At 59.6% G+C, this 20563-nt stretch carries 21 protein-coding genes; 13 read left to right on the top strand and 8 right to left on the bottom strand.

Going from position 1 to position 20563, the window contains the following annotated elements:
* Positions 1-17 precede the first annotated feature (17 nt).
* The 3 genes from ACR0LW_RS14210 to ACR0LW_RS14200 are packed head-to-tail and all read right to left on the bottom strand — an operon-like array spanning position 18 to position 2577.
* Positions 18-533 (bottom strand): flavin reductase family protein, encoded by a 516-nt coding sequence (locus ACR0LW_RS14210; protein WP_480627087.1) that lies wholly within the window; start codon positions 531-533, stop codon positions 18-20.
* Positions 533-1423 carry an aldo/keto reductase gene (locus tag ACR0LW_RS14205; RefSeq protein ID WP_480883015.1) on the bottom strand — a complete coding sequence of 297 codons (891 nt, stop codon included), beginning with the start codon at positions 1421-1423 and terminating at the stop codon, positions 533-535. Before ACR0LW_RS14205 ends, ACR0LW_RS14210 begins: the two co-directional genes overlap by 1 nt.
* Positions 1423-2577 carry an LLM class flavin-dependent oxidoreductase gene (locus ACR0LW_RS14200; RefSeq protein WP_480883014.1) on the bottom strand — a complete coding sequence of 385 codons (1155 nt, stop codon included), beginning with the start codon at positions 2575-2577 and terminating at the stop codon, positions 1423-1425. The genes ACR0LW_RS14205 and ACR0LW_RS14200 overlap by 1 nt, the downstream gene beginning before the upstream one ends.
* Positions 2578-2683: 106 nt before the next feature.
* Here ACR0LW_RS14200 and ACR0LW_RS14195 point away from each other — a divergent pair, with 106 nt between their 5' ends.
* From ACR0LW_RS14195 to ACR0LW_RS14175, 5 genes are all read left to right on the top strand, one after another.
* Positions 2684-3394 carry a GntR family transcriptional regulator gene (locus ACR0LW_RS14195; protein ID WP_170523695.1) on the top strand — a complete coding sequence of 237 codons (711 nt, stop codon included), beginning with the start codon at positions 2684-2686 and terminating at the stop codon, positions 3392-3394.
* 12 nt (positions 3395-3406) lie between these two features.
* Entirely contained in the window at positions 3407-4504 is a 1098-nt protein-coding gene (locus ACR0LW_RS14190; protein ID WP_480586143.1) for a Gfo/Idh/MocA family protein, read from the top strand.
* Positions 4505-4663: 159 nt separating this feature from the next.
* Entirely contained in the window at positions 4664-5818 is a 1155-nt protein-coding gene (locus tag ACR0LW_RS14185; RefSeq protein WP_480883013.1) for a phosphoserine transaminase, read from the top strand.
* Positions 5819-5914: 96 nt separating this feature from the next.
* Positions 5915-7510 carry a phosphoglycerate dehydrogenase gene (gene serA / locus ACR0LW_RS14180; RefSeq protein WP_480883012.1) on the top strand — a complete coding sequence of 532 codons (1596 nt, stop codon included), beginning with the start codon at positions 5915-5917 and terminating at the stop codon, positions 7508-7510.
* A 120-nt stretch (positions 7511-7630) separates the two neighbouring features.
* On the top strand, positions 7631-8365 hold the full coding sequence (locus ACR0LW_RS14175; RefSeq protein ID WP_480883011.1) for a metallophosphoesterase family protein: 735 nt from the start codon (positions 7631-7633) through the stop codon (positions 8363-8365).
* Here ACR0LW_RS14175 and ACR0LW_RS14170 read toward each other — a convergent pair.
* The gene (locus ACR0LW_RS14170) at positions 8355-9872 is read right to left on the bottom strand and encodes a malonate--CoA ligase (RefSeq protein ID WP_480883010.1); all 1518 of its coding nucleotides are present in this window, start codon (positions 9870-9872) and stop codon (positions 8355-8357) included. The genes ACR0LW_RS14175 and ACR0LW_RS14170 overlap by 11 nt on opposite strands.
* 157 nt (positions 9873-10029) lie before the next feature.
* Between ACR0LW_RS14170 and serB the strand changes: the two genes are divergently transcribed.
* Positions 10030-10905 carry a phosphoserine phosphatase SerB gene (gene serB / locus ACR0LW_RS14165; protein WP_480883009.1) on the top strand — a complete coding sequence of 292 codons (876 nt, stop codon included), beginning with the start codon at positions 10030-10032 and terminating at the stop codon, positions 10903-10905.
* A 6-nt stretch (positions 10906-10911) separates the two neighbouring features.
* Here serB and ACR0LW_RS14160 read toward each other — a convergent pair whose 3' ends face one another.
* Entirely contained in the window at positions 10912-13218 is a 2307-nt protein-coding gene (locus ACR0LW_RS14160) for a caspase family protein (RefSeq protein WP_480883008.1), read from the bottom strand.
* A gap of 584 nt (positions 13219-13802) precedes the next feature.
* Between ACR0LW_RS14160 and ACR0LW_RS14155 the strand changes: the two genes are divergently transcribed.
* From ACR0LW_RS14155 to ACR0LW_RS14145, 3 genes are read left to right on the top strand one after another with little or no spacing between them, the layout of a single operon-like run.
* Positions 13803-14132 carry an ArsR/SmtB family transcription factor gene (locus ACR0LW_RS14155; protein WP_480586164.1) on the top strand — a complete coding sequence of 110 codons (330 nt, stop codon included), beginning with the start codon at positions 13803-13805 and terminating at the stop codon, positions 14130-14132.
* The gene (locus tag ACR0LW_RS14150; protein ID WP_480586166.1) at positions 14120-14548 is read left to right on the top strand and encodes an SRPBCC family protein; all 429 of its coding nucleotides are present in this window, start codon (positions 14120-14122) and stop codon (positions 14546-14548) included. The genes ACR0LW_RS14155 and ACR0LW_RS14150 overlap by 13 nt, the downstream gene beginning before the upstream one ends.
* 22 nt (positions 14549-14570) lie before the next feature.
* On the top strand, positions 14571-14891 hold the full coding sequence (locus tag ACR0LW_RS14145; protein ID WP_170455355.1) for a YciI family protein: 321 nt from the start codon (positions 14571-14573) through the stop codon (positions 14889-14891).
* Positions 14892-14896: 5 nt separating this feature from the next.
* On the opposite strand, the gene ACR0LW_RS14140 is transcribed toward ACR0LW_RS14145, so the two are convergent.
* Positions 14897-15895, bottom strand: coding sequence for an asparaginase (locus tag ACR0LW_RS14140; protein ID WP_480883007.1), 999 nt, complete (start codon positions 15893-15895; stop codon positions 14897-14899).
* A gap of 181 nt (positions 15896-16076) precedes the next feature.
* Here ACR0LW_RS14140 and ACR0LW_RS14135 point away from each other — a divergent pair, with 181 nt between their 5' ends.
* The 4 genes from ACR0LW_RS14135 to ACR0LW_RS14120 all read left to right on the top strand — a co-directional run bounded on the left by ACR0LW_RS14135 (position 16077) and on the right by ACR0LW_RS14120 (position 19157).
* A complete protein-coding gene (locus ACR0LW_RS14135; RefSeq protein WP_480883006.1) occupies positions 16077-16610 on the top strand; it encodes an invasion associated locus B family protein in 534 nt (177 codons plus the stop codon).
* Between the two features lie 166 nt (positions 16611-16776).
* Positions 16777-16944 (top strand): hypothetical protein, encoded by a 168-nt coding sequence (locus ACR0LW_RS14130; RefSeq protein ID WP_170455349.1) that lies wholly within the window; start codon positions 16777-16779, stop codon positions 16942-16944.
* Positions 16945-17119: 175 nt separating this feature from the next.
* The gene (rlmN, locus tag ACR0LW_RS14125; RefSeq protein WP_480883005.1) at positions 17120-18307 is read left to right on the top strand and encodes a dual-specificity RNA methyltransferase RlmN; all 1188 of its coding nucleotides are present in this window, start codon (positions 17120-17122) and stop codon (positions 18305-18307) included.
* A 295-nt stretch (positions 18308-18602) separates the two neighbouring features.
* Entirely contained in the window at positions 18603-19157 is a 555-nt protein-coding gene (locus tag ACR0LW_RS14120) for a cytochrome P460 family protein (RefSeq protein ID WP_480883004.1), read from the top strand.
* Between the two features lie 42 nt (positions 19158-19199).
* Here the strand turns inward: ACR0LW_RS14120 and ACR0LW_RS14115 are convergent, their stop codons facing one another.
* Complete coding sequence (locus tag ACR0LW_RS14115) at positions 19200-19538, bottom strand: hypothetical protein (protein WP_480883003.1); 339 nt, start codon at positions 19536-19538, stop codon at positions 19200-19202.
* Positions 19535-20455, bottom strand: coding sequence for a DnaJ C-terminal domain-containing protein (locus ACR0LW_RS14110; protein ID WP_480586181.1), 921 nt, complete (start codon positions 20453-20455; stop codon positions 19535-19537). The genes ACR0LW_RS14115 and ACR0LW_RS14110 overlap by 4 nt, the downstream gene beginning before the upstream one ends.
* Between the last annotated feature and the right edge of the window lie 108 nt (positions 20456-20563).

Raw genomic sequence — 20563 nt, 5'->3', positions numbered from 1 at the left:
CGGTCGTCAGATCGCGTTTAGGTTTTCGCGAATTGGCCGAGTTTCCCGGCGTAAAAGGTCAGCGCGTCTCCATCCGCCATGCTGACCTTAAGAACTTTTCCCACGACAATAACGTGATCGCCCGCATCGTGATACGCATGTTGTTCGCATTCGAACCGCGCCAGGCAATCCGACAGCAGCGGCGTTCCGTTCGTGCAGCGCTCATGATCGATATCGCGCAGCGCAAAGGCGTCTTTCGAGCAGCCAAAGCACAGTTCGGCCTGTTCCGCCGACAGCACATGCACGCTGAAATGGCGGGCCTTGTGAAAATAGGGGAAGCGGCGCGAGTTACGGTCGCCAGCCCACATGATCAGCGGCGGGTCCAGTGACAGGGACGAAAAGCTGTTGGCGGTGATGCAGACCGGGCCATCCGCGCTGTCGCAGGTCACGATGGTGACGCCCGTGGCAAAGCGGCCAAAGGCGTCGCGCAGGGTGCGGGTGTCGTCCTTGTGGGGAACGAATGTGCGGGTCATGTCCTTTGAAATGGCGTTCATCATGGTACCTCATGCCCCAGTGCCGCCTCATAGAGGCGATACCAGCTTTCACGATCCAGATTGACTTTCAGAGCGTCCGAGATGGTTTTGATGCGGCTCAGGTTATTGGTGCCCAGAACCGGCAGGATATTTGCCGGATGGACCAACAGGAACGCCACGGCCACGGCAGCGCGATCCACGCCGAACGCGGCTGCGATCTCATCAGCGACGACGCCCACGGGCGGGTTTCCGGCCATCAGAAGACCGCCGCCCAGAGGCGACCATGCCATGATCGGTTGCCCATGCAGCTGGTGAAAGGCCAGATCGCCGTTGGTGAAGGGGCTGATTTCGCCCAGAGAGATCTCGATCTGGTTGGTGACCAGCTGCGTTTTCATCGCCGATTGCAGCAGCGACCAGTCCCAGGGGCGGAAGTTCGACACGCCAACCGCGCCGACCTTGCCGCTGGCCACAACCTCATCCAGTGCGGCACCGGTTTCGTGGTGGTCCATGAACGGGTCGGGACGGTGGATCAGCAGCAGGTCGATATGGTCAATCGCCATTTCCGACAGAGAGGTATCGACGGACTTCAGGATATGGTCGCGCGAGGTGTCGTAATACTTGACCTTGGCATCCGCATACCGGCCCATCGGCGCGATGATGTCACATTTGGTGACGATCTCCATCCGCTGGCGCAGGCTGGGGTTGGCGCGCAACGCGTTGCCCAGAACCGCCTCGGCCGCGTAACCACCATAGATATCGGCCTGATCGAATGTGGTAATGCCCTGATCCAGACAAGCCTGTATTTTGGCCTCGACATGGCCCACGGACGTGTCGCTGTCATCGCCCAGCCGCCACATGCCATAGACCAGACGGCTCATTTCCAGCGTGTCGGATAGTTTCACACGTTGCATCAGCGACGAACTCCGTTGCCCAGCGGGGTCGCCGGGGGTGTTGCAGGCACGCGCCCATAGGCTTCGGGCAGCGAGCAGGTTTTCAGGTTGGGCATCACGCGGGCACCAAAGTGCCTGGCTTCGTCCATGTGCGGATAGCCCGAGAAGATGAAGGCGCGGATGCCCATCTTCTGATATTCCTCAATCTTCGACATGATCTGATCAGTCGACCCGACCAGCGCAGCACCACAGCCCGACCGTGCGCGCCCGACACCGGTCCACAGGCCGGGTTCGACATAGCCAAACTCATCTGCCAGATCGCGGTTCTTGGATTGATGCGCCACACCCAGCGAGGTCGCGTCCAGCGCCCGTTCCCGGATCGCGCGGCCATAGTCGTCATCCAGTTTCGAGACGATGTAGTCGGCGTATTCCTGCGCCTCGGCCTCGGTATCGCGAACGATCATGTGCACGCGCAGGCCGTAATCCAGCGTGCGGTTGTAATTCTCGGCAACTGCGTGAACGGCCTTCATCCGTTCGGCCAATTGCTCCTTGGTTTCAGGCCACATCAGGTAGACGTCGCAATGTTCGCCACACAGGTCCAAGGCAGACGGCGAGTAGCCGCCGAAATACAGCAGCGGGCCGCCGGTCTGATAGGGCTTGGCGGGGTCGGTGGTCAGGCCCGAGAAATCATAGACCTGACCCGCGTGATTGATCTCATCCCGCGTCCAGGCCTGTTTCAGAATCTCGACCACCTCGCGCGAGCGTTGGTAGCGGTACGCGCTATCGGCTTTCTCGCCCGGGAAGTCTGATGAGATGATGTTGACCGTCAGCCGCCCCTTCAGCATGTGATCGAGCGTCGCGATGGTGCGGGCCAGCATGATCGGCTGCATCTCACCACAGCGTACGGCGGCCAGCAGGTTGATCCGGTCGGTGATCGGCGCGCAACCTGCGACAAAGCTCAGCGTGTCCTGACCGACCTGATAGGACGAGGGGCACAGGATATTGCGGAACCCCTGCGCCTCGGCCTCTTTCACGATGCCGGAACAGTGGTCCCAGCTAGAGCGTAGATCGCCATCGGGCACGCCCAGAAACTGGTAATCGTCCGAGCACAGCGCTGCAAACCACGAGACTTCGGCCGCATCCAGATCGGGGGATGTGATGGGGACGATGCTCATTTGATTCACGCTCCGTACATCTTTGACTTTCCTCTTGCGTAGCAAGCACATTGATGTAGATCAATAGTGTATCAATTTTTCCTGCGACTGAAAGAAGCGCCCGAACGTGCCCCCGAACAGCCGAAACCCCAACGCATTGCCGATCTATGTTCAGATCGCCGAACTTCTGATCCGCGAAATTGCCGCCGGACGGTTGATCGATGGGGAACGCCTGCCGCCGGAACGGGACATGGCGGCCGAGCTTCAGGTCTCGGTCGGGACGCTGCGAAAATCGCTCGCCGAGCTTGAGAAAAAAGGGATGCTGGAGCGGATACAGGGCTCGGGCAACTATGTGCGAGAAACCGGAACGCAAAACAGCGTCTATGCGATGTTCCGGCTGGAACTGCCCGAAGGCGGGGGCTTGCCGCGCGCGGATATTCTGTCGGTCGATCAGGTAGAAAAGCCCGCCGATCTTCCCCAATTCGGGGCATCAAGCCGAGGCTCGCGCGTGCGGCGGATGCGCTATCTGAATGACACAATCATCGCGGTCGAGGAGATCTGGCTGGACGAATCAGCCGGTCGGATCGATCGCAGCCTGCTGTCGGACTCGCTCTACCGTTATTATCAGCACCAGCTTGGGTTCTGGATCACGAGAGCCGAAGACAGGGTTTCGGTCGGGTCGCTGCCCGACTGGACGCCCGAGAGTTTCACTAAACCCGCCGGTGAAACGGTGGGGTATATCGAGCGGTTCAGCTGGTCGGAAAAGGCCGAACCCGTCGAGTTTTCAAAAACATGGTTCGATCCGGATCGGGCCACCTATGTCCAACGTCTGAAGTAAAAGGAAATGCGCATGACCCGGACCATCCATTACGGGCTGATCGGATGCGGCATGATGGGGCAGGAGCATCTGCACAATATCGCTTTGTTAGAAGGCACGCGGGTCGCGGCGATCTACGAACCTGATCCGGACATGGCCAAAGCGGCGCAAACCATCGCGCCGGATGCGGTCATGGTGACGTCTGTGCAAGAGTTGCTGGCAGTCGAGGATCTGGATTGCCTCGTCATCGCCAGCCCGAACCACCTGCATGTGGATCAGATTTGCGAAATCGCAGCCACGCGTCCCTTGCCGCTGTTGGTGGAAAAGCCGCTGTTCACCGATCCGCAGGATGCCGCCCGGCTTGAGCAGGTTCAGCGCGACTACCCCCATCCGATCTGGGTGGCGATGGAGTACCGCTATATGCCCCCCATCGCGGCGCTGATTGATCAGACGGATGTGACTGGCGGCGTTCAGATGCTGTCGATCCGCGAACATCGGTTTCCGTTTCTGGGCAAGGTCGGCAACTGGAACCGGTTCAATCGCAATACCGGCGGCACCTTTGTCGAAAAATGCTGTCACTTCTTCGACCTGATGCGCCTGATCCTGCGCGCGGATCCGGTGCGGATCACTGCAAGCGGCGGGCAGGCGGTGAACCATCTGAAAGAAAGATATGATGGTGAGACGCCGGATATTCTGGACCACGGCTATGTGCTGGTCGATTTCGCCAACGGGGCGCGGGCGATGCTGGAACTGTGCATGTTCGCCGAAGGCTCACGCTATCAGGAAGAGGTCTCGGCCATTGGCCCCAAGGCCAAGATCGAGGCGCTGGTTCCCGGACCGGGCCGGTTCTGGCCTGATCATCTGGGCGAACCGCCGATGCCGCAGGTGATCGTCAGCCCGCGCGATCCGAAGGGGCCGATTTCGACCGACATTCCGGTCGATCCGAAATTGCTGGCCGCAGGGGATCACAACGGATCGACCTTCTATCAGCATCAGGGGTTTCTGGAACTGTTGCGTGGCCAACGCGCCCAGCCGGATGTCTCACTTCAGGACGGGTTGTGGGCCGTGCGCATGGGGCTGGCGGCGCAGCAGGCGCTGAACACGGGCGAGGCCGTTCGCTTTGGCCCGTGATGCCGATAGGAAACCTGTGTTCCCGATATACGCGATTCCCGATGTCGTTTTTGGCATCGGAGAGGTCTTTTCCGCTTGCTGAGCGGTTGAGCAGGCAATAGCTCTGCCCGTGGGACACCCCTCCCCAACGAGGGGCGTGTATCTGGAAGGGTAATACAGATGACGAATGAACAACCGGTCACGCGGCCGGCGAATCCGCGTTTTTCCTCGGGCCCCTGCGCCAAACCCCCCACATTTGATCTGACCAAACTGGCCGATGCCGCGCTGGGACGCTCGCACCGGGCTGCTGTTGGCAAGGACAAGCTGAAGGCGGCCATCGAAGGCACGCGTGAGGTCCTGGGCATTCCGGCGGATTACAAGATTGGCATCGTTCCCGCCTCGGACACCGGCGCGGTCGAGATGGCGCTGTGGTCGCTGCTGGGTGAACGCAAGGTCGAGATGCTGGCGTGGGAAAGCTTTGGCTCGGGCTGGGTCACGGATGTGGTCAAGCAGCTGAAGATCGATGCCGAAGTGAAAACGGCTGACTACGGGCAGATCGTTGATCTGGCCACGGTCGATTTTGCCAATGACGTGGTATTCACGTGGAACGGCACGACCTCGGGCGTGCGGGTTCCCAATGGCGACTGGATTGCCGATGACCGTCAGGGTCTGACGATCTGCGATGCGACCTCGGCGGCCTTTGCGATGGACCTGCCGTGGGACAAGCTGGATGTGACCACTTTCAGCTGGCAGAAAGTGCTGGGCGGTGAGGCGGCCCATGGGATGCTGATCCTGTCGCCCCGCGCGGTGGAACGGCTGGAAAGCTATACGCCTGCATGGCCACTGCCCAAGATTTTCCGCCTGACCAAGGGCGGCAAGCTGATCGAGGGTATCTTCACTGGTGCGACGATCAACACGCCGTCGATGCTGGCGGTCGAGGATTACCTGTTTGCGCTGGACTGGGCGCGCTCGGTTGGTGGGTTGCAGGGGTTGATCGCCCGTGCGGATGCCAATGCCGGTGCGGTCCATGCGTTCTGCGCGCAGAATGACTGGATCGCCAATCTGGCTGAGGATGCGGCGACGCAGTCGAATACGTCTGTGTGTCTGAAATTCACCGATGCCCGTATTCAGGACGGGGCCACATTCGCCAAAGCAGTCGCCAAACGGCTGGAGGCCGAGAACATCGCGCTGGACATCGGTGCCTATCGCGACGCGCCTGCGGGTCTGCGCATCTGGTGCGGCGGCACGGTCGAGACCTCGGATGTCGAGGCGATGCTGCCGTGGCTGGCCTGGGCCTTTGAGGCCGAGATTGCGGCGCAGACAGCGGCTGCCTGACGTCCCCTTGCCGGGCTGAAGCCCGGCCTACGCAGAACTGAAATGTAGGGCGGGCTTCAGCCCGCCATCCCAAGACTTCTTCAAAGGACCAGAGATATGGCCCCCAAAGTACTCGTATCCGACAAGCTCAGCGAAACCGCCGTGCAGATTTTCCGCGACCGTGGCATCGATGTGGATTTCATGCCCGATCTGGGCAAGGACAAAGACAAGCTGGCCGAGGTGATCGGTCAGTATGACGGCCTCGCCATCCGCTCGGCGACTAAGGTCACGCCGACCATTCTGGAAAAGGCCGACAAGCTGAAAGTCATTGGCCGCGCCGGGATCGGCACCGACAATATCGACAAGGATGCCGCGTCCAAAAAGGGCGTGATCGTGATGAACACGCCCTTTGGCAACATGATCACCACCGCCGAACATGCGATTGCGATGATGTTCGCCGTGGCGCGGCAGATCCCCGAGGCCAGCACCTCGACCCATGCGGGCAAGTGGGAAAAGTCCAAGTTCATGGGGATCGAGCTGACCAACAAGACCCTTGGCGTCATCGGCGCGGGGAACATCGGCGGGATCGTCTGCGAACGCGCGCTGGGCTTGAAGATGAAGGTCGTCGCCTATGACCCCTATCTGGGTGAAGAGAAAGCCGCCAAGATGGGTGTCGAAAAGGTCGAGCTAGACGAGCTGCTGGCCCGCGCCGATTTCATCACCCTGCACGTGCCGCTGACCGATCAGACCCGCAACATCCTGAGCCGTGAGAACCTGGCCAAAACCAAGAAGGGCGTGCGCATCATCAACTGTGCCCGTGGTGGATTGGTTGACGAAGAGGCGCTGGCCGAGGCGCTGCAATCCGGTCAGGTCGCAGGCGCGGCCTTTGACGTGTTCAGCGAGGAACCGGCCAAGGAAAACGCCCTGTTCAACCTGCCCAATGTGGTCTGCACCCCGCATCTGGGCGCGGCCACGACCGAAGCGCAGGAAAACGTGGCGCTGCAGGTGGCCGAGCAGATCTCGAACTATTTGCTGACCGGTGCCGTGGAAAACGCCCTGAACATGCCTAGCGTGACGGCGGAAGAAGCCAAGGTGATGGGCCCGTGGATCAAGCTGGCAGGTCATCTGGGCAGCTTTATCGGCCAGATGACCGATGAGCCGATCAAGGCGATCAACATCCTGTATGACGGTGTCGCCGCCGGGATGAACCTTGCCGCACTGAACTGCTCGGTGGTCGCGGGGATCATGAAGAAGCTCAACCCCGAGGTGAACATGGTCTCGGCCCCGGTTGTGGCCCGTGAACGTGGTATTCAGATTTCGACCACCAATCAGGACAAATCGGGCGCGTTCGAAGGTTATATCAAGGTAACCGTCGTGACCGAAAAGCGCGAGCGTTCCATCGGGGGCACCGTGTTCAGCGATGGCAAGCCGCGTTTCATCCAGATCAAGGGCATCAATATCGATGCCGAAGTGGGCGCGCATATGCTGTATACCACCAACGAAGATGTTCCGGGCATCATCGGTGCGCTGGGTCAGACCATGGGTGAGAACGATGTCAACATCGCGAACTTTACCCTTGGCCGGTCCGAGGCGGGCGGCGAGGCCATTGCGCTGCTTTACGTCGACGAACCTGTGCCGGCTGAGGCCCGCGCCAAGCTGGCAGAGACGGGTCTGTTCACACAGATCAAGCCGCTGAAGTTCGATGTCGCCTAACCAGTGTTGAATTTCTGAGACAATTCCTGCCCGCGCCCCCCCCCAAGGCGCGGGTATTTTCTTTTCCCGCCCTAAGATTTGCGCAACAAGCCAGATATTCAATCTGTGCGAGGGCACCTGATGCCATCCCCTGTTTACGTAATTGGCGATATTCACGGCCAGCTTGAGATGCTGCAACAGGCGCTTGACCTGATCGAGCGTGATGGCGGGCCGGATGCCCGTGTGGTGTTTCTGGGTGATTATGTGGATCGCGGTCCGGATAGTTGCGCGGTTCTGGACCTTCTGGCCGCAGAACACCGCGCCGGGCGCAACTGGGTGTTTCTGCTGGGCAATCATGACCGGATGTTTGCCCGTTTCTTGCAGGATGGCTCCACAGCCGAGGCCAAGCTGCGCGTCGGGGAACATTGGCTGCATCACCGCCTGGGCGGGGCCGAGACTTTGGCGTCCTACGGTGTGGAGTTCACGGAAGAAGACCGCATTTACCGGCTGCTTGAGCGGGTGCACGATGTTGTACCGCAGGCTCATATCGACTTTCTGAACGGCCTTGTGACACATCATCAGGATGGCGAGGTGTTCTTTGCCCATGCAGGCATTCGGCCCGGCGTCGCCTTGGAGGATCAAACCGAAGAGGATCTGGTCTGGATACGGGGCGAGTTTCTGGACGATCCGCGCCCGCATCCCTGTCTGATCGTGCACGGGCACACACCCGCCCAGCGGGCCGAGCATCGTGGCAACCGGATCAATCTGGACGGCGGAGCCGGGATGGGCCGACCGCTGGTTCCAGCGGTTTTCGAGGGCCGCGACTGCTGGTTGCTGACCGAAAACGGCCGTGTCCCGCTGACCCCTAACCCTTGATGAACCGATCCCTGAATTGCTCGCGCAGCGTGTTTTTCTGCACCTTGCCCATCGTATTGCGCGGCAGGGCGTCCATCAGGATCAGCTCGCGCGGGTGTTTGAAGCGGGCGAGGTCGTTCTGAACCGAGGCCATGATTGCGGTCAGGTCCGGTGACTGGCCGGGCAAGGGCACGATGATGCCCAGAACCGTTTCTCCGAAATCGGGATGCGGCACGCCGATCACGGCGCTTTCCAACACGCCGGGCTGGTCGTCCAGCAGCAACTCGATTTCCTTGGGGTAGATGTTGAACCCGCCCGAGATGATCAGGTCTTTGCCGCGCCCGACGATATGGACATAGCCATCCTCATCCACGCGGCCCAGATCGCCGGTGATGAAGAACCCATCCTCGCGCAGTTCGGCGGCGGTTTTTTCGGGCATCTGCCAGTAACCGCTGAACACGTTCGGGCCGCGCACCTCGATCATGCCGATCTCGCCTTGTGGCAGGGTCTCGCCGCTGTCCGGATCGGTCACTTTCAACTCAACATCCGGCAGGGGAAACCCGACCGTCCCCGCCCGGCGTTCGCCGTCATAGGGGTTCGAGGTGCTCATGTTGGTCTCGGTCATGCCATAGCGTTCAAGGATGCGGTGGCCTGTGCGGGCCTCGAAGCTTTCATGAGTTTCGGCCAGCAGGGGGGCAGAGCCCGAGATGAACAGCCGCATATGTCGGGTCAGATCACCGGTAAATCGCGGGTCGCCCAGCAGGCGAGTATAGAAGGTGGGTACGCCCATCATCGATGTCGCCTGCGGCATCAGGCGCAGCATGTCGTCCAGATCAAACTTCGGCAGAAAGATCATCGACCCGCCCGAGGCGAGGATCACATTCGTTGCCACGAACAGCCCGTGGGTGTGAAAGATCGGCAGCGCGTGCAAGAGCACATCTTCGCGCGTGAACCGCCACTCCCGCACCAGCGTATCGGCGTTTGATATCAGGTTCGCCTGTGTCAGCATCGCCCCCTTTGAGCGTCCGGTGGTGCCGGATGTATACAAGAATGCGGCCAGATCATCCTCGGTCCGGTGAACCGGTTCGAAGGCCGGCAACATGCCCAAAGCCCGCCGCATCAGACTGCCCGAACCATCGGCGTTCAGCGTTTCCAGCCGGGCGTTCTGAGCCTGTGCAATTGGGATCAGTTCCGCCTCACTGGCCGCGTCGCAGACGACCAGAGCGGCCCCGCTGTTTTCGATGAAATAGGTCAGCTCGGCTGTTTTGTAGGCGGTGTTCAAAGGCAAAAAGATCAGCCCCGCCTGCGCGCAGGCCGCGTAAAGCGCCAGCATCTCGGGCGATTTTTCGACCTGAACGGCGACGCGATCGCCGGGCTCCAGCCCATACCCCGTCAGCGCATTGGCGATCCGCGCGGCCATATCCAGAAACGCGGCATGGGTGATCGTGCGCCCGTCGGGCAAATGCAGAAACGCCGTGTCTTTCCCCGCGTGAATGCCAAACAAGCGATCATAAAGCGGGTTGCCCATCCCGTATTCCTTTTCCAACTGCCTGCGCTGAATCTGTCGTGGAAATGTGGGGTGGTAAAGCCCCGTTTGCGATATATTTTACGGGCGTTTTCCAATCCCGCTCTGGTGCATATGCTGCACCTGCGATATGCGCATGGCAGCTTGCCGGAGATACGATATGTTTGTTGCCACATTGCTCACCAACCCAGCCGCACCGTCGCTGGACTCGGCCCTGCTCGAGTCGCTGCGAAACGCCTGGGGTGGGGAAGAGATCGTCTGGCTGAACCCCGACGAGGCGGCAGAATTTGCCGTGTCGAATATGCCGGACAATCGCTGGGATGTTTGGGCGGACTTGCAGCAGATGGGTGTCGATCTGGTTGTGCATCCGTCCGAGGGGCGACGCAAAAAGATGCTGCTGGCCGATATGGACAGCACCATGATCCAGCAGGAGTGCATCGACGAACTGGCCGATGAGGCTGGCATGGGCGAACGCGTCAAGGGCATCACCGCGCGCGCCATGAATGGCGAGTTGGATTTCGAAGGGGCCCTGATCGAACGGGTCGGTCTGCTGACAGGGCTGGACGAGGCGGTCATCGATCGGGTGCTCAACACCCGGATCACCCTGATGCCCGGCGGGCGCGAACTTGTTTCCACCATGCGGGCAAATGGCGGTTATGCGGCATTGGTGTCAGGCGGGTTCACCGCCTTCACCGCGCGTGTGGCCGAGTTGTTGGGGTTTGACGAAAACCGCGCCAACACGCTGCTGGCCGAAGACGGGCGTCTGACTGGTGACGTGCAGCGCCCGATCTTGGGGCGGCAAGCCAAGGTCGAGTCGCTGGAACGGATCACCAACAAACTCGGTCTAGCCGAGGCGGATGTGATCGCGGTGGGGGACGGGGCCAATGATCTGGGCATGTTGCACCGCGCCGGAACCGGAGTTGCGCTGCACGCGAAACCCTCGGTCGCGGCGGAATGTGACGTGCGGATCAACCACGGTGATCTGACCGCGCTGCTGTATCTGCAGGGCTACAGGAAGGCCGAGTTTCAGGGCTGATCACCCCTAGAACAGATCGAACCGAACCGGGTTTTTGGCCCAATACACTCTGGCCGCCAGCAGCAAGCGCGCTTTGGGGTCATTTGTCGACGCGTAAGACACGGGAACCCCGAACCGTGCGCTGGCGCTTTCCAGCGCGGCCAGCGTGGCGGGGCCGACCTGACCGTCAACGGCGACATTTTCTCCGACCTCGTTCAGGGCCATTTGCAGGGCCCGGTCCAGATCAGCCTTGGATATCCCGTCCAACTGACCCATCGCCTGCGCGGCGGGTTCTTCATTGGCCAGCAACGCGGCCTTGGCCGCCCGCAGCGCCGCATCGGCAGGGCCACGTCCCGGCACCTGACCATCCAGAATGATGAAGGCCCCGTTGGCCCCACCCCACGCATCACCGCGTTCCAGTGATGTATCGTACCACTGCAACGCCTCGGCGCGGGTTCGTCCCTGCAACTGATCGCGCAGGATCATGCGGGCGATGCTAGCCGGAGCGGTCGGATGCCCGCCGTCAGAGGCGGCACGAAAATAGGCCTCGGCCTTTGCGAAATCGACAGGGTTTCCACCAAGCCCTTCCAGCGAGACATAGGCAAGGTTATCGTAGCCGTAGATATCCTTGCGCAGTTCCGAGGCGCGCAGATAGCGCAACCCGCGTTCGGGGATATAGTGGTCCGAGTTCTGCCGCAGATAATAGATGCCCAGCTCGTTCATCGAGAAGGTATGGCCCAACTCGACAGAACGTTCCAACAACTCAAACCCGCGCTTTTTCTCTTCCTGTGTTGTCCCGTTGCGCAGTAGATCCTGACCTAGGCTGTGCATGGAATACGGGTCGCGCTGAGCTGCACCCTGTTCCAAAAGTTCGCGGGCACGTTCGGGGTCATAGGGGGTTTTGGTGACGGCGCGGTCAATCCGCTGGGTTTTCAACAAACTGGCCAACGCATATTTGGCGCGGATGTGCCCCCCGGCTTCGGCTGCCGAGATGCTTTCAAAAGCGGCGGGCACGTCACCCGATGCCTGTTGGATGCGCCCAAGCTGATACAGGAAGCGCGGATTGTCGGGATCGTCCTGAACGGCCTGTGTGCAGGCTGCCAGCCCCTTTGCGATGTCCAATTCGTTCGGCAGGCGGAACACGCCGACACCATTGATGTCCAGCGCATCTCCGGCCTCTAGGTCGCAGGCGTTCATTTCCAGATCCAGAGACACGTCGACTGTCTGCTGTTTTTGGTCTTGTGTCAGCACCTGAACCGAAAAGGTATCTTTGAAGTCAGCGTTGCCGACTTCGACAGCGCGCGCGTCAGAAATCTCGGGGGCGTATTGCACGTCACTGGCCGTGGATTGATCGCTGAAACTGACAGCGCCCCGGGTCGGGTTTTCAATCACCTGCAGATCGACAATTTCGGTTCCCAATGCCTGTTCCAGGCTTCGCAGCAATGGGATCGACTTGTCGAACTGATAGCTGAGAGCCACCGATTGTGGTGCGGCTTCTTCTGTCTCAGCCGGTGGGGATGCGGATTCAGTGGATTGTTGTGCCAGATAGAATGGGCGTACCAGCGTCGAGCTTTCCCAAGGAATCTGCTGACCCGCCGTTTTGGCGTGAACCTGTTCGCGAATGACAGGGAAAAGCTGCTGAATGTTCTCAAACGGCGAAGATGCAGCCGTAGCCAGAACGGCAGCAGTATAGGGGCTGTTCTGACCCTGCGCGCCATCACTCGCCACAGCACCGGGTGACGTGGAGTACGCTACCAGTGAGTTCAGGGGCGTCTTGAACACATCAAACCCTTCGCGGGTTTCGAACAGGTTTGCATCCAGATCCGCGGCCAGCCGGAGATCCTGAAATGGATTGTCGCGACACGAATCCAATATGGCGACATGGGCCGCGCTGCGCGCCGACAGGGTATCGATCACGCGGTCCAGCGTCATGGTCGCCAGCGGGACGTCGTAAATGGTTTCGAACTTGGCATCGACCGGCAGCAGGTAGTTTCTGCGGCCGATCTGAATGCCATGACCTGCGTAATAGAACAGCACATCGGCCGAAGGTGGGATGTTCAGCACCGCCGTTCGGATCAGCGCTTCAAATTCCTGCTTGCTCAGGTCATAGCCGTCGTACACCCGAAAGTCGAAATCCCGCAGCATGGCCGCAATATCTTCGGCATCCTTGCGGGCATTGGTCAGGTCGCCAACGCTTTCGTAATCCTGATTGCCAATCACAATTGCGATGCGATTGGCCGTTGACGATGCTTGGCCGGTCTGCGCGCTCAGAGCATGTGTGTTCAGTAACAGGAAAGCCGATGCAGCCAGCAAGCGACCAAGTCGTTGCTTCAACGCTTGCTGTGACATTGTTAAGACCCTTTCAGATCATGAGTTGCCCCAGCCACCGCCGCTGCCGCCGCCGGCACCCGAACTGCCACCTGACGAACCGCCGGAACCGCCACCCGATGAACCTCCCGAACTGCCGCCTGACGAACCGCCCGAGCCGCCACCGGAACCTCCGCCTGATCCTCCGCCGCTCGAACCGCCTTCGCCGCCGCGTTCTTCACCGGCCAGGGATGTTGAAGACGTGCCAGAGCTTCCCGACGACGTCGCCGAAGCCGGCGTTGCTGCGACGGCTGACTGCGTCGCCTCGCCTGAGGTATCAACCGGCTCTTCCTGAGACCAAACTGTCCCACATCCGGAAAGGGCGACTGTCAAAACAGCAAATGCTGAAACGGTCGTACGGCGCATTTCAAAACTCCTTAACAACTTACATAAAACACGAAACTCGCATATTTGATTATAGTTCGTAGACATTATGTCTGTCTATCAGTGAATTATGGCTGTTTTTGAAACACTTAAGGTGTCGAACGTGACCGAGTTCACACAGCCGCTTTGAGCTTTCCTTAATTTAACTTTTGTGTTAAATAGTGATCATGAACACGCTCCTCACCACCTTCGCCGCCCTGTCCGATGCGACCCGTTTCGCGATTGTTGAGCAATTGATGGAGGCCGGAGAGATGCCCGCAGGCGAGTTGACCAAGGGCAAGGGCATGTCCGGTGCCGCGATCTCGCGCCATTTGAAAGTGCTGCGCGCGGCAGGGCTGGTACAGCAGCGGGTGCAGGGCACACAGCGCATGTATTCGATCCGCCCCGAGGGGCTGCGCGCCATTGCCGACTGGACGATCTCGAAGCGCCAGTTCTGGGAAAGCAGTCTGGATCGCTTGGGCGACATACTGGAAAGGGAAAACTCATGGCCGACCTGAAGCTCGAGCGGGAGTTTCCCGTTGATCCTGAAACGCTGTTTGCATGGGTCACCAACGGCGCGAAGCTGTTGCAATGGTGGGGCCCCGAGGGGATGCATGTGCCCCGGCACAATCTGGATTTCTCGCGCACGGGTCCGTGGTTTTCAGTGATGGAGAACAGCGAGGGCCAGCAATACAAGGTCTCGGGCCATGTCACCCATGTCGACCCGCCCAAATCTGTTGGGTTCACCTGGGCCTGGCATGACGATCAGGATCAGCGCGGCGCGGAAAGTCATGTGACCTTTGCCGTCACGGCAACCGAAACCGGTTCGCGCCTTGTGGTGGATCACCGGGAACTGGTCGATGCGGAAGCTGCCGAGAACCACAACATGGGCTGGACATCTTCACTGCGCAAACTCGAAGCGCTGTGCACATAGGTTTTCATCAGGGAGGAGCGTTATGCCCCAATATTTGTTTGTCTATCACGGGGGCCACACCCCCACCGACCCCGCCGAGATCGAGGCGACCATGGCCGCCTGGGGCGCGTGGTTTCAGAACATGGGTGAGGCGTTGGAGATCCCCGGAAACCCGGTTGGCCAATCCTACACCGTCAGCAGCAGCGGGGTTGTCGACAATGGCGGCGCGAACCCGGCCTCGGGCTTTACGGTGATCAAAGCCGACAGCATGGACGCCGCGACCGAGATGGCCAAGGGCTGCCCGATGGTTGTCAACGGTTCCGGCTCGGTCGAAGTGGCCGAGGTGCACGAGATTGAGATGTAGCGGGCCTAGCCGGGAAAACCCGGTGCGGGTCGGATCACGCCGCATTCCAGCCCACGGCGGCTGTATTGCGTGGCATTCATGAATTTTCTGGTGGCCGGGTGGTCGGCCTCCAGCACGCCAAGGCTGACCAGAATGGCGGCAATGGCGCATTCGCTGGCGCGGGTTGTGCCGTCGGCGATTTTCAGCGCCACACCCATGCGTTTTTCCGGCAGGATGGCCACGAACACAGCCTCGGCCCCGGTTTTGATCGCCGCACGCCCCTCCATGGCGCGCATCAGTTCCGTGCAGGCGCGGGTTTCGCCCGCGACCAGTTCGGGATGTTTGATCATCGCCGCGGTCAACTGCTGCGCCGCGTCGCTGGATCGGTCGGATCGGTCAGCGGCCGACGCGAACCACGCCATTGACCGCGCCAGCCCCACCAATGAGGTCGCGAAGTTCGGGGCCGAGCATCCGTCGATCCCATAACCGGGGCTGGTTTCGCCGGTTGTCTCTTCGATGGCCGACAGGCAGGCTTGCTGCACCGGGTGGTCGATCTCAAGATATTCCGGCCCGGCCCCCATATGCTGACCAAGGGTCAGAAAGCCGCAATGCTTGCCTGAACAATTGTTGTGAATCTGGCAGGGCGTATCGTCGGCCAAAATCAGCCGGTCGCGCGCGGCCTTATCCGCCGGTTCTTGCGGGCCGCAGCGTAGATCGGGTTCTGCCAGACCCAGATGATCCAGCCACTCCGTCACACGTTCGGTGTGGATCGCAGCGCCATTATGCGAAGCACAAGCCAGCGCCAGATGCTCTGAGTTCAATCCGTATTTTGCTGCAGCGCCCGACGTAATCAAGGGAAGTGCCTGAATCATTTTGGCCGAGGATCGCGGATAGATCACCGCATTTGGATCACCCCAGCTTTGCACGATCTGCCCGGTATCGTCACAGACCACCGCATGACCCAGATGCAGGCTTTCCAGCAGGGGACCACGCCACAGTTCTGTCATCGGTATGGGCTGAGTCATCTTGACCTCCGGATTTATGCGCAAAATTCTGCCAATCGCCCTTTCGCCTGTGGCGAAACCTGCGTTAGTGTGTGTATGTCGGCAATCATCGGGATGCGCAACTTTTCCAAGACGAACCGGCAGGGTTCGCGACGCATTCTGATGGGTATGAGGTAGAAGGTCGAGCTAGGAGGCTGGACAAATGGGATCAATGCTCGTCCGCGTGATCGCGGGCCTGTGCGTGGCGGGGATGGCCACGACTGCAATCGCTCAACAGGCGACAAGCACAAATCGCGTAGCGGCAAAAACGGATTGGAGCGTTTTTGTCGAGGATGATCCCACCGAATGTTGGAGCGTGTCCGCCCCCAAAGAAACGGTGAATACCCGTGGCGGGCGTGTGGTTTCGGTCCGTCGCAGCGACATCCTGCTGTTCGTGTTCTATCGCCCCAATGCCGAGGTCAAAGGTCAGGTGACCTTTACCGGCGGCTATCCGTTTGCGGCAGGGTCGACCGTGAACCTGAACGTGGATGGCAGCGAGTTCGAATTGTTCACCGAAGGCGAATGGGCCTGGCCGGCAACGGCAGCGGATGATGCCAAGATCGTCACCGCCATGAAGCGCGGAACCGAGGCGGTTTTGACCGCACGGTCGGAGCGGGGAACGCAGACCAAGGACACATTTTCATTGCTGGGCTTTACCGCAGCGATCGAGGACGCCGAGACGCGCTGCACCAACTGACCCATTCTAAATTCAGATATAGGTAACCCCGTCTTTCGGCGGGGTTTCTTTTTAGCTCAAAATACGCCCGCTTTACGTAACGTACATATTCGAATTTGATCCGTATCAAAGCAGGTTACTCCGTTTTCTGAACTAATCGGTTCAGAGGAAGAAAAGGAGCTTTCGAATGCTGAACAAGTCCATTGTCGCCCTTATGATCGCCGCCGCTGCGGTGCTGAGCGCATGTGAGAAATCAAGCGACACCTATCCGGTGTCCGGCGAGCAATGTGGACCGGAAGATCCGGTAAAAACCCTGGATGCAGCGGATTGTAACATCTTGCCTGCAAGCTTCTGACCGGCTCATCCGGTATCGGAAAACGAAATCGGCCGCATCGCTCATCCCGGTGCGGTCCAACTGTGTCTGGGCGCGTCGAAAAAAGCAGGACGCCGGGATTGACGATTCCTTTTGATCTTTGTGCGCGATCCTATATAGAGGCGCATCCCAAGCCAGAATCCGTTGAGACAGCCACATGTCGCCCAAAGCGCCGATCACTCAAGACGTCACGACCATCCCCCGCAAACTGCCCGAGGGGAAGGTGAACCTTGTCGGTCTGACCCGCGACCAGCTGCGCGAGGTGCTGATCGAACATGGTACGCCCGAAAAGCAGGCCAAGATGCGCACCGGGCAGATCTGGCAGTGGATCTATCAATGGGGCGTGCGCGATTTTGGTGAAATGACCAATCTGGCCAAAGCCTATCGCGCGCAATTGGCCGAGCATTTCGTGATAGAAATCCCCGAGGTCGTGACCCGTCAGGTGTCCGAGGACGGCACCCGCAAATATCTGTGCCGCATCGCGGGCGGGCATGAGGTCGAGGTGGTCTATATCCCCGAGGACGATCGCGGCACGCTGTGCATCTCGTCTCAGGTCGGGTGCACGCTGACCTGTTCCTTTTGCCATACCGGCACGCAGAAACTGGTGCGCAACCTGACGGCGGCGGAAATCGTCGGTCAGGTGATGATGGCCCGCGACGATCTTGACGAATGGCCCACCCCCGGCGCGCCCAAGGACGAAACGCGCCTGCTGTCGAACATCGTTCTGATGGGTATGGGCGAGCCGCTGTATAACTTTGAAAACGTCCGCGACGCGATGAAGATCGCCATGGACCCCGAAGGCATTTCCCTGTCGCGCCGTCGCATTACCCTGTCGACAAGCGGAGTGGTGCCTGAAATCGCACGCACGGCCGAGGAAATCGGTTGCCTTCTGGCGATCTCGTTCCATGCGACTACGGACGAAACCCGCGATGTTCTGGTTCCGATCAACAAGCGCTGGAACATCGAGGAACTGCTGCAGGCGCTGGCCAGCTATCCGAATGCCTCAAACTCGGAACGGATTACGTTCGAATACGTGATGCTGGATGGCGTGAATGACAGTGACGAGGATGCACACCGTCTGATCGACCATATCAAGCGGCACAAGATTCCGGCCAAGATCAACCTGATCCCGTTCAACGAATGGCCCGGCGCGCCCTACAAGCGCAGCTCGAACAACCGTATCCGGGCCTTTGCAAATATCATCTATCAGGCCGGATATGCCTCACCGATCCGCAAGACTCGGGGTGAGGATATCATGGCGGCCTGCGGTCAGTTGAAATCGGCCACCGAACGCGTCCGCAAGTCGCGCAAACAGATCGAGGCCGAGGCTGGGTTGAACAGCTAAAGCATCTGCTCAGCCGGCAGTTGAAGATGAAATCTTAACATTTCGGCTTCTGTTTTTTGCATGCAAAATTTGTTATGTTTGTCCTGCCCGGGTTTCGGATTTGGGGCTCACCTTTGTGCACGAAACGGTGAGGTGGACGGACCGGTTCTGGCAGGATGATTGATGTTCGCTATGTGGATTAATGTAAGTCCCGATGCGCAAGCGAACTGTTTTTCAGGTAGGCCAACTTATGAATACAGTTTTCAGCAATAGATTTCAGACCGTTCTTATTATTTCGGCTTCGCTTCTGATATTTGTGGGCCAGACGCAGGCCGACGAACAGGATGCCCATATCGCAATCGAAAACCCCGCCGAGTTGAGCAAGGACGAGGCCAACGCTGTCTACAAGTCCTTGGCGAAGCGGATGGCGCGTGGCTATGCGGCGGCACAGCTGGATCTGCTGCGCAATTACCAAAGCTGGCCGCTGTTCAATGATGCGCCCTATATCTCGGCCACCCACGGACAGCGGTTCGTGAACAGCTATGCCAACAGGATGGCGCATAATTACGGGACCTTGCAGGAAGGCGAGGTTCTGCCGGTGGGGTCGGTGCTGGCCAAGGACAGCATGACCGTCACGGATGAGGGGAAAATCTTTCCCGGTGCGATGTTCGTGATGGAAAAACTGGCCCCTGGCACAGATCCCGACATGGCGGATTGGCGCTATATCATGGTTCTGCCGGATGGCTCTTTGTTTGGCGACACGATGGGATTCCGCGCCAATGCAGTGGCCTATTGCCATGACTGTCACGAGCAGGTCGCCGAGCGCGATTACACCTTTTATGTGCCCGAAGAGTATCAGACCGGCGAATAGCAATCGCATCGCCTGTTGACGGTGCGACGGCGGGTCCGCCCGTTAGCCGCGTCGGAACCGAGCCGTTCCGATAACCTCGATCAATTGCTGGCGGACGGGTTCGGGCTGCGTTTCGACCGCGTTCAGCACCTCGCGCAATTCCGCGCGCAAACCGTGCATCTGGTCGATCAGAGAGATCATCATCGACAGCGCGTCCGCTTCCATGTCGTATTGCTCGTGCAACTCGCAGGCCAGTTCCAGCCGGGCGACGTCGATGCTGTGATAGACCAGCCCCTGATCCGATTGCTCGGGGATCACGATTTCCGCCGCCAGATACTCGGTCAGACGATCCGACGTCAGGCGCGAGATGGTCTCGATCAGTTCCTTTTCGGTCAGGCTCATGACGGCATTCCTTTCCGCGGATCATAGCGGTGCGTGTCGCGCCAGGTCTCCATGAAGGTCTTCAATTCTTCATCAATCGTACCGGGCATTGCGATGGTCAGTTCAATCAACTGATCCCCGCGCTGGGACGAGCCGCGTTTCTTCACCCCTTTGCCGCGCAGCCGCAGGGTTTTTCCGCTACTGGTGCCAGCCGGAACAGTGACATTCACACCGCCGTCGATGGTGGGGGCCGGGACCTTGCCGCCCAGAATGGCCTCATCAATGGTGATGGGCAGCGTGATATGGATGTCGTCGCCCTGCCGGTCGAACACTGCATGTTTAGCGACCGAGACTGTCACCAAAGCATCCCCCGGAGGCCCTTCACCATAGCCCGGAGCGCCTTTGCCCCGCAGGCGGATCGTTTGGCCGTCGGTGATACCGGCAGGGATCTTGACCTCGATCCGGTCCCCATCCGGCAAGGTCAGCTTTTGGCTGGCACCAAAGACGGCATCCAGAAAGCTGATTTCGAGCGTGTAGTTCAGATTGTGGCCCGGCGCATGAAACTGCTGCGTGCGTTGACCGCCGAAACCGCCGCGTCCCCGCATGAATTCGGCGAAAATGTCGGACATGTCGTCCGGGTCCGCCTGACGCCCTCGATAGGGGTTGCCTGCCGCTTCGGCATAGTCCCGGTAATACTGCTGCTGCGGTCGTTCCTGACCCGAAGCGTCAATTTCGCCATTGTCATAGCGTGCGCGCGTTTCGGGGTCTTTCAGCAGGTCATAGGCTGCGGCGGCGGCTTTGAATTTGGCCTCGGCCTCGGCGTCGCCGGGTTTCAGGTCCGGGTGGCATTCCTTGGCGATACGCCGATAGGCTTTCTTGATCTCGGCGGCAGTTGCGTCCTTTGCTACACCAAGGACGGAATAGGGATCGTCGCTCATCTCACCTCTCTCACAGTTCGGTCAGAACAGGGTGGTTGCGTTTTATCATGCGATTTCAAGGGCCCAAAAGGAAGAGACGATTGAATTGCTTCTTCATTTCCTGCAAAC

It is taken from the genome of Ruegeria sp. N4 (genome assembly GCF_056531425.1).
This window is presented reverse-complemented; position numbering and strand designations above follow the sequence as displayed.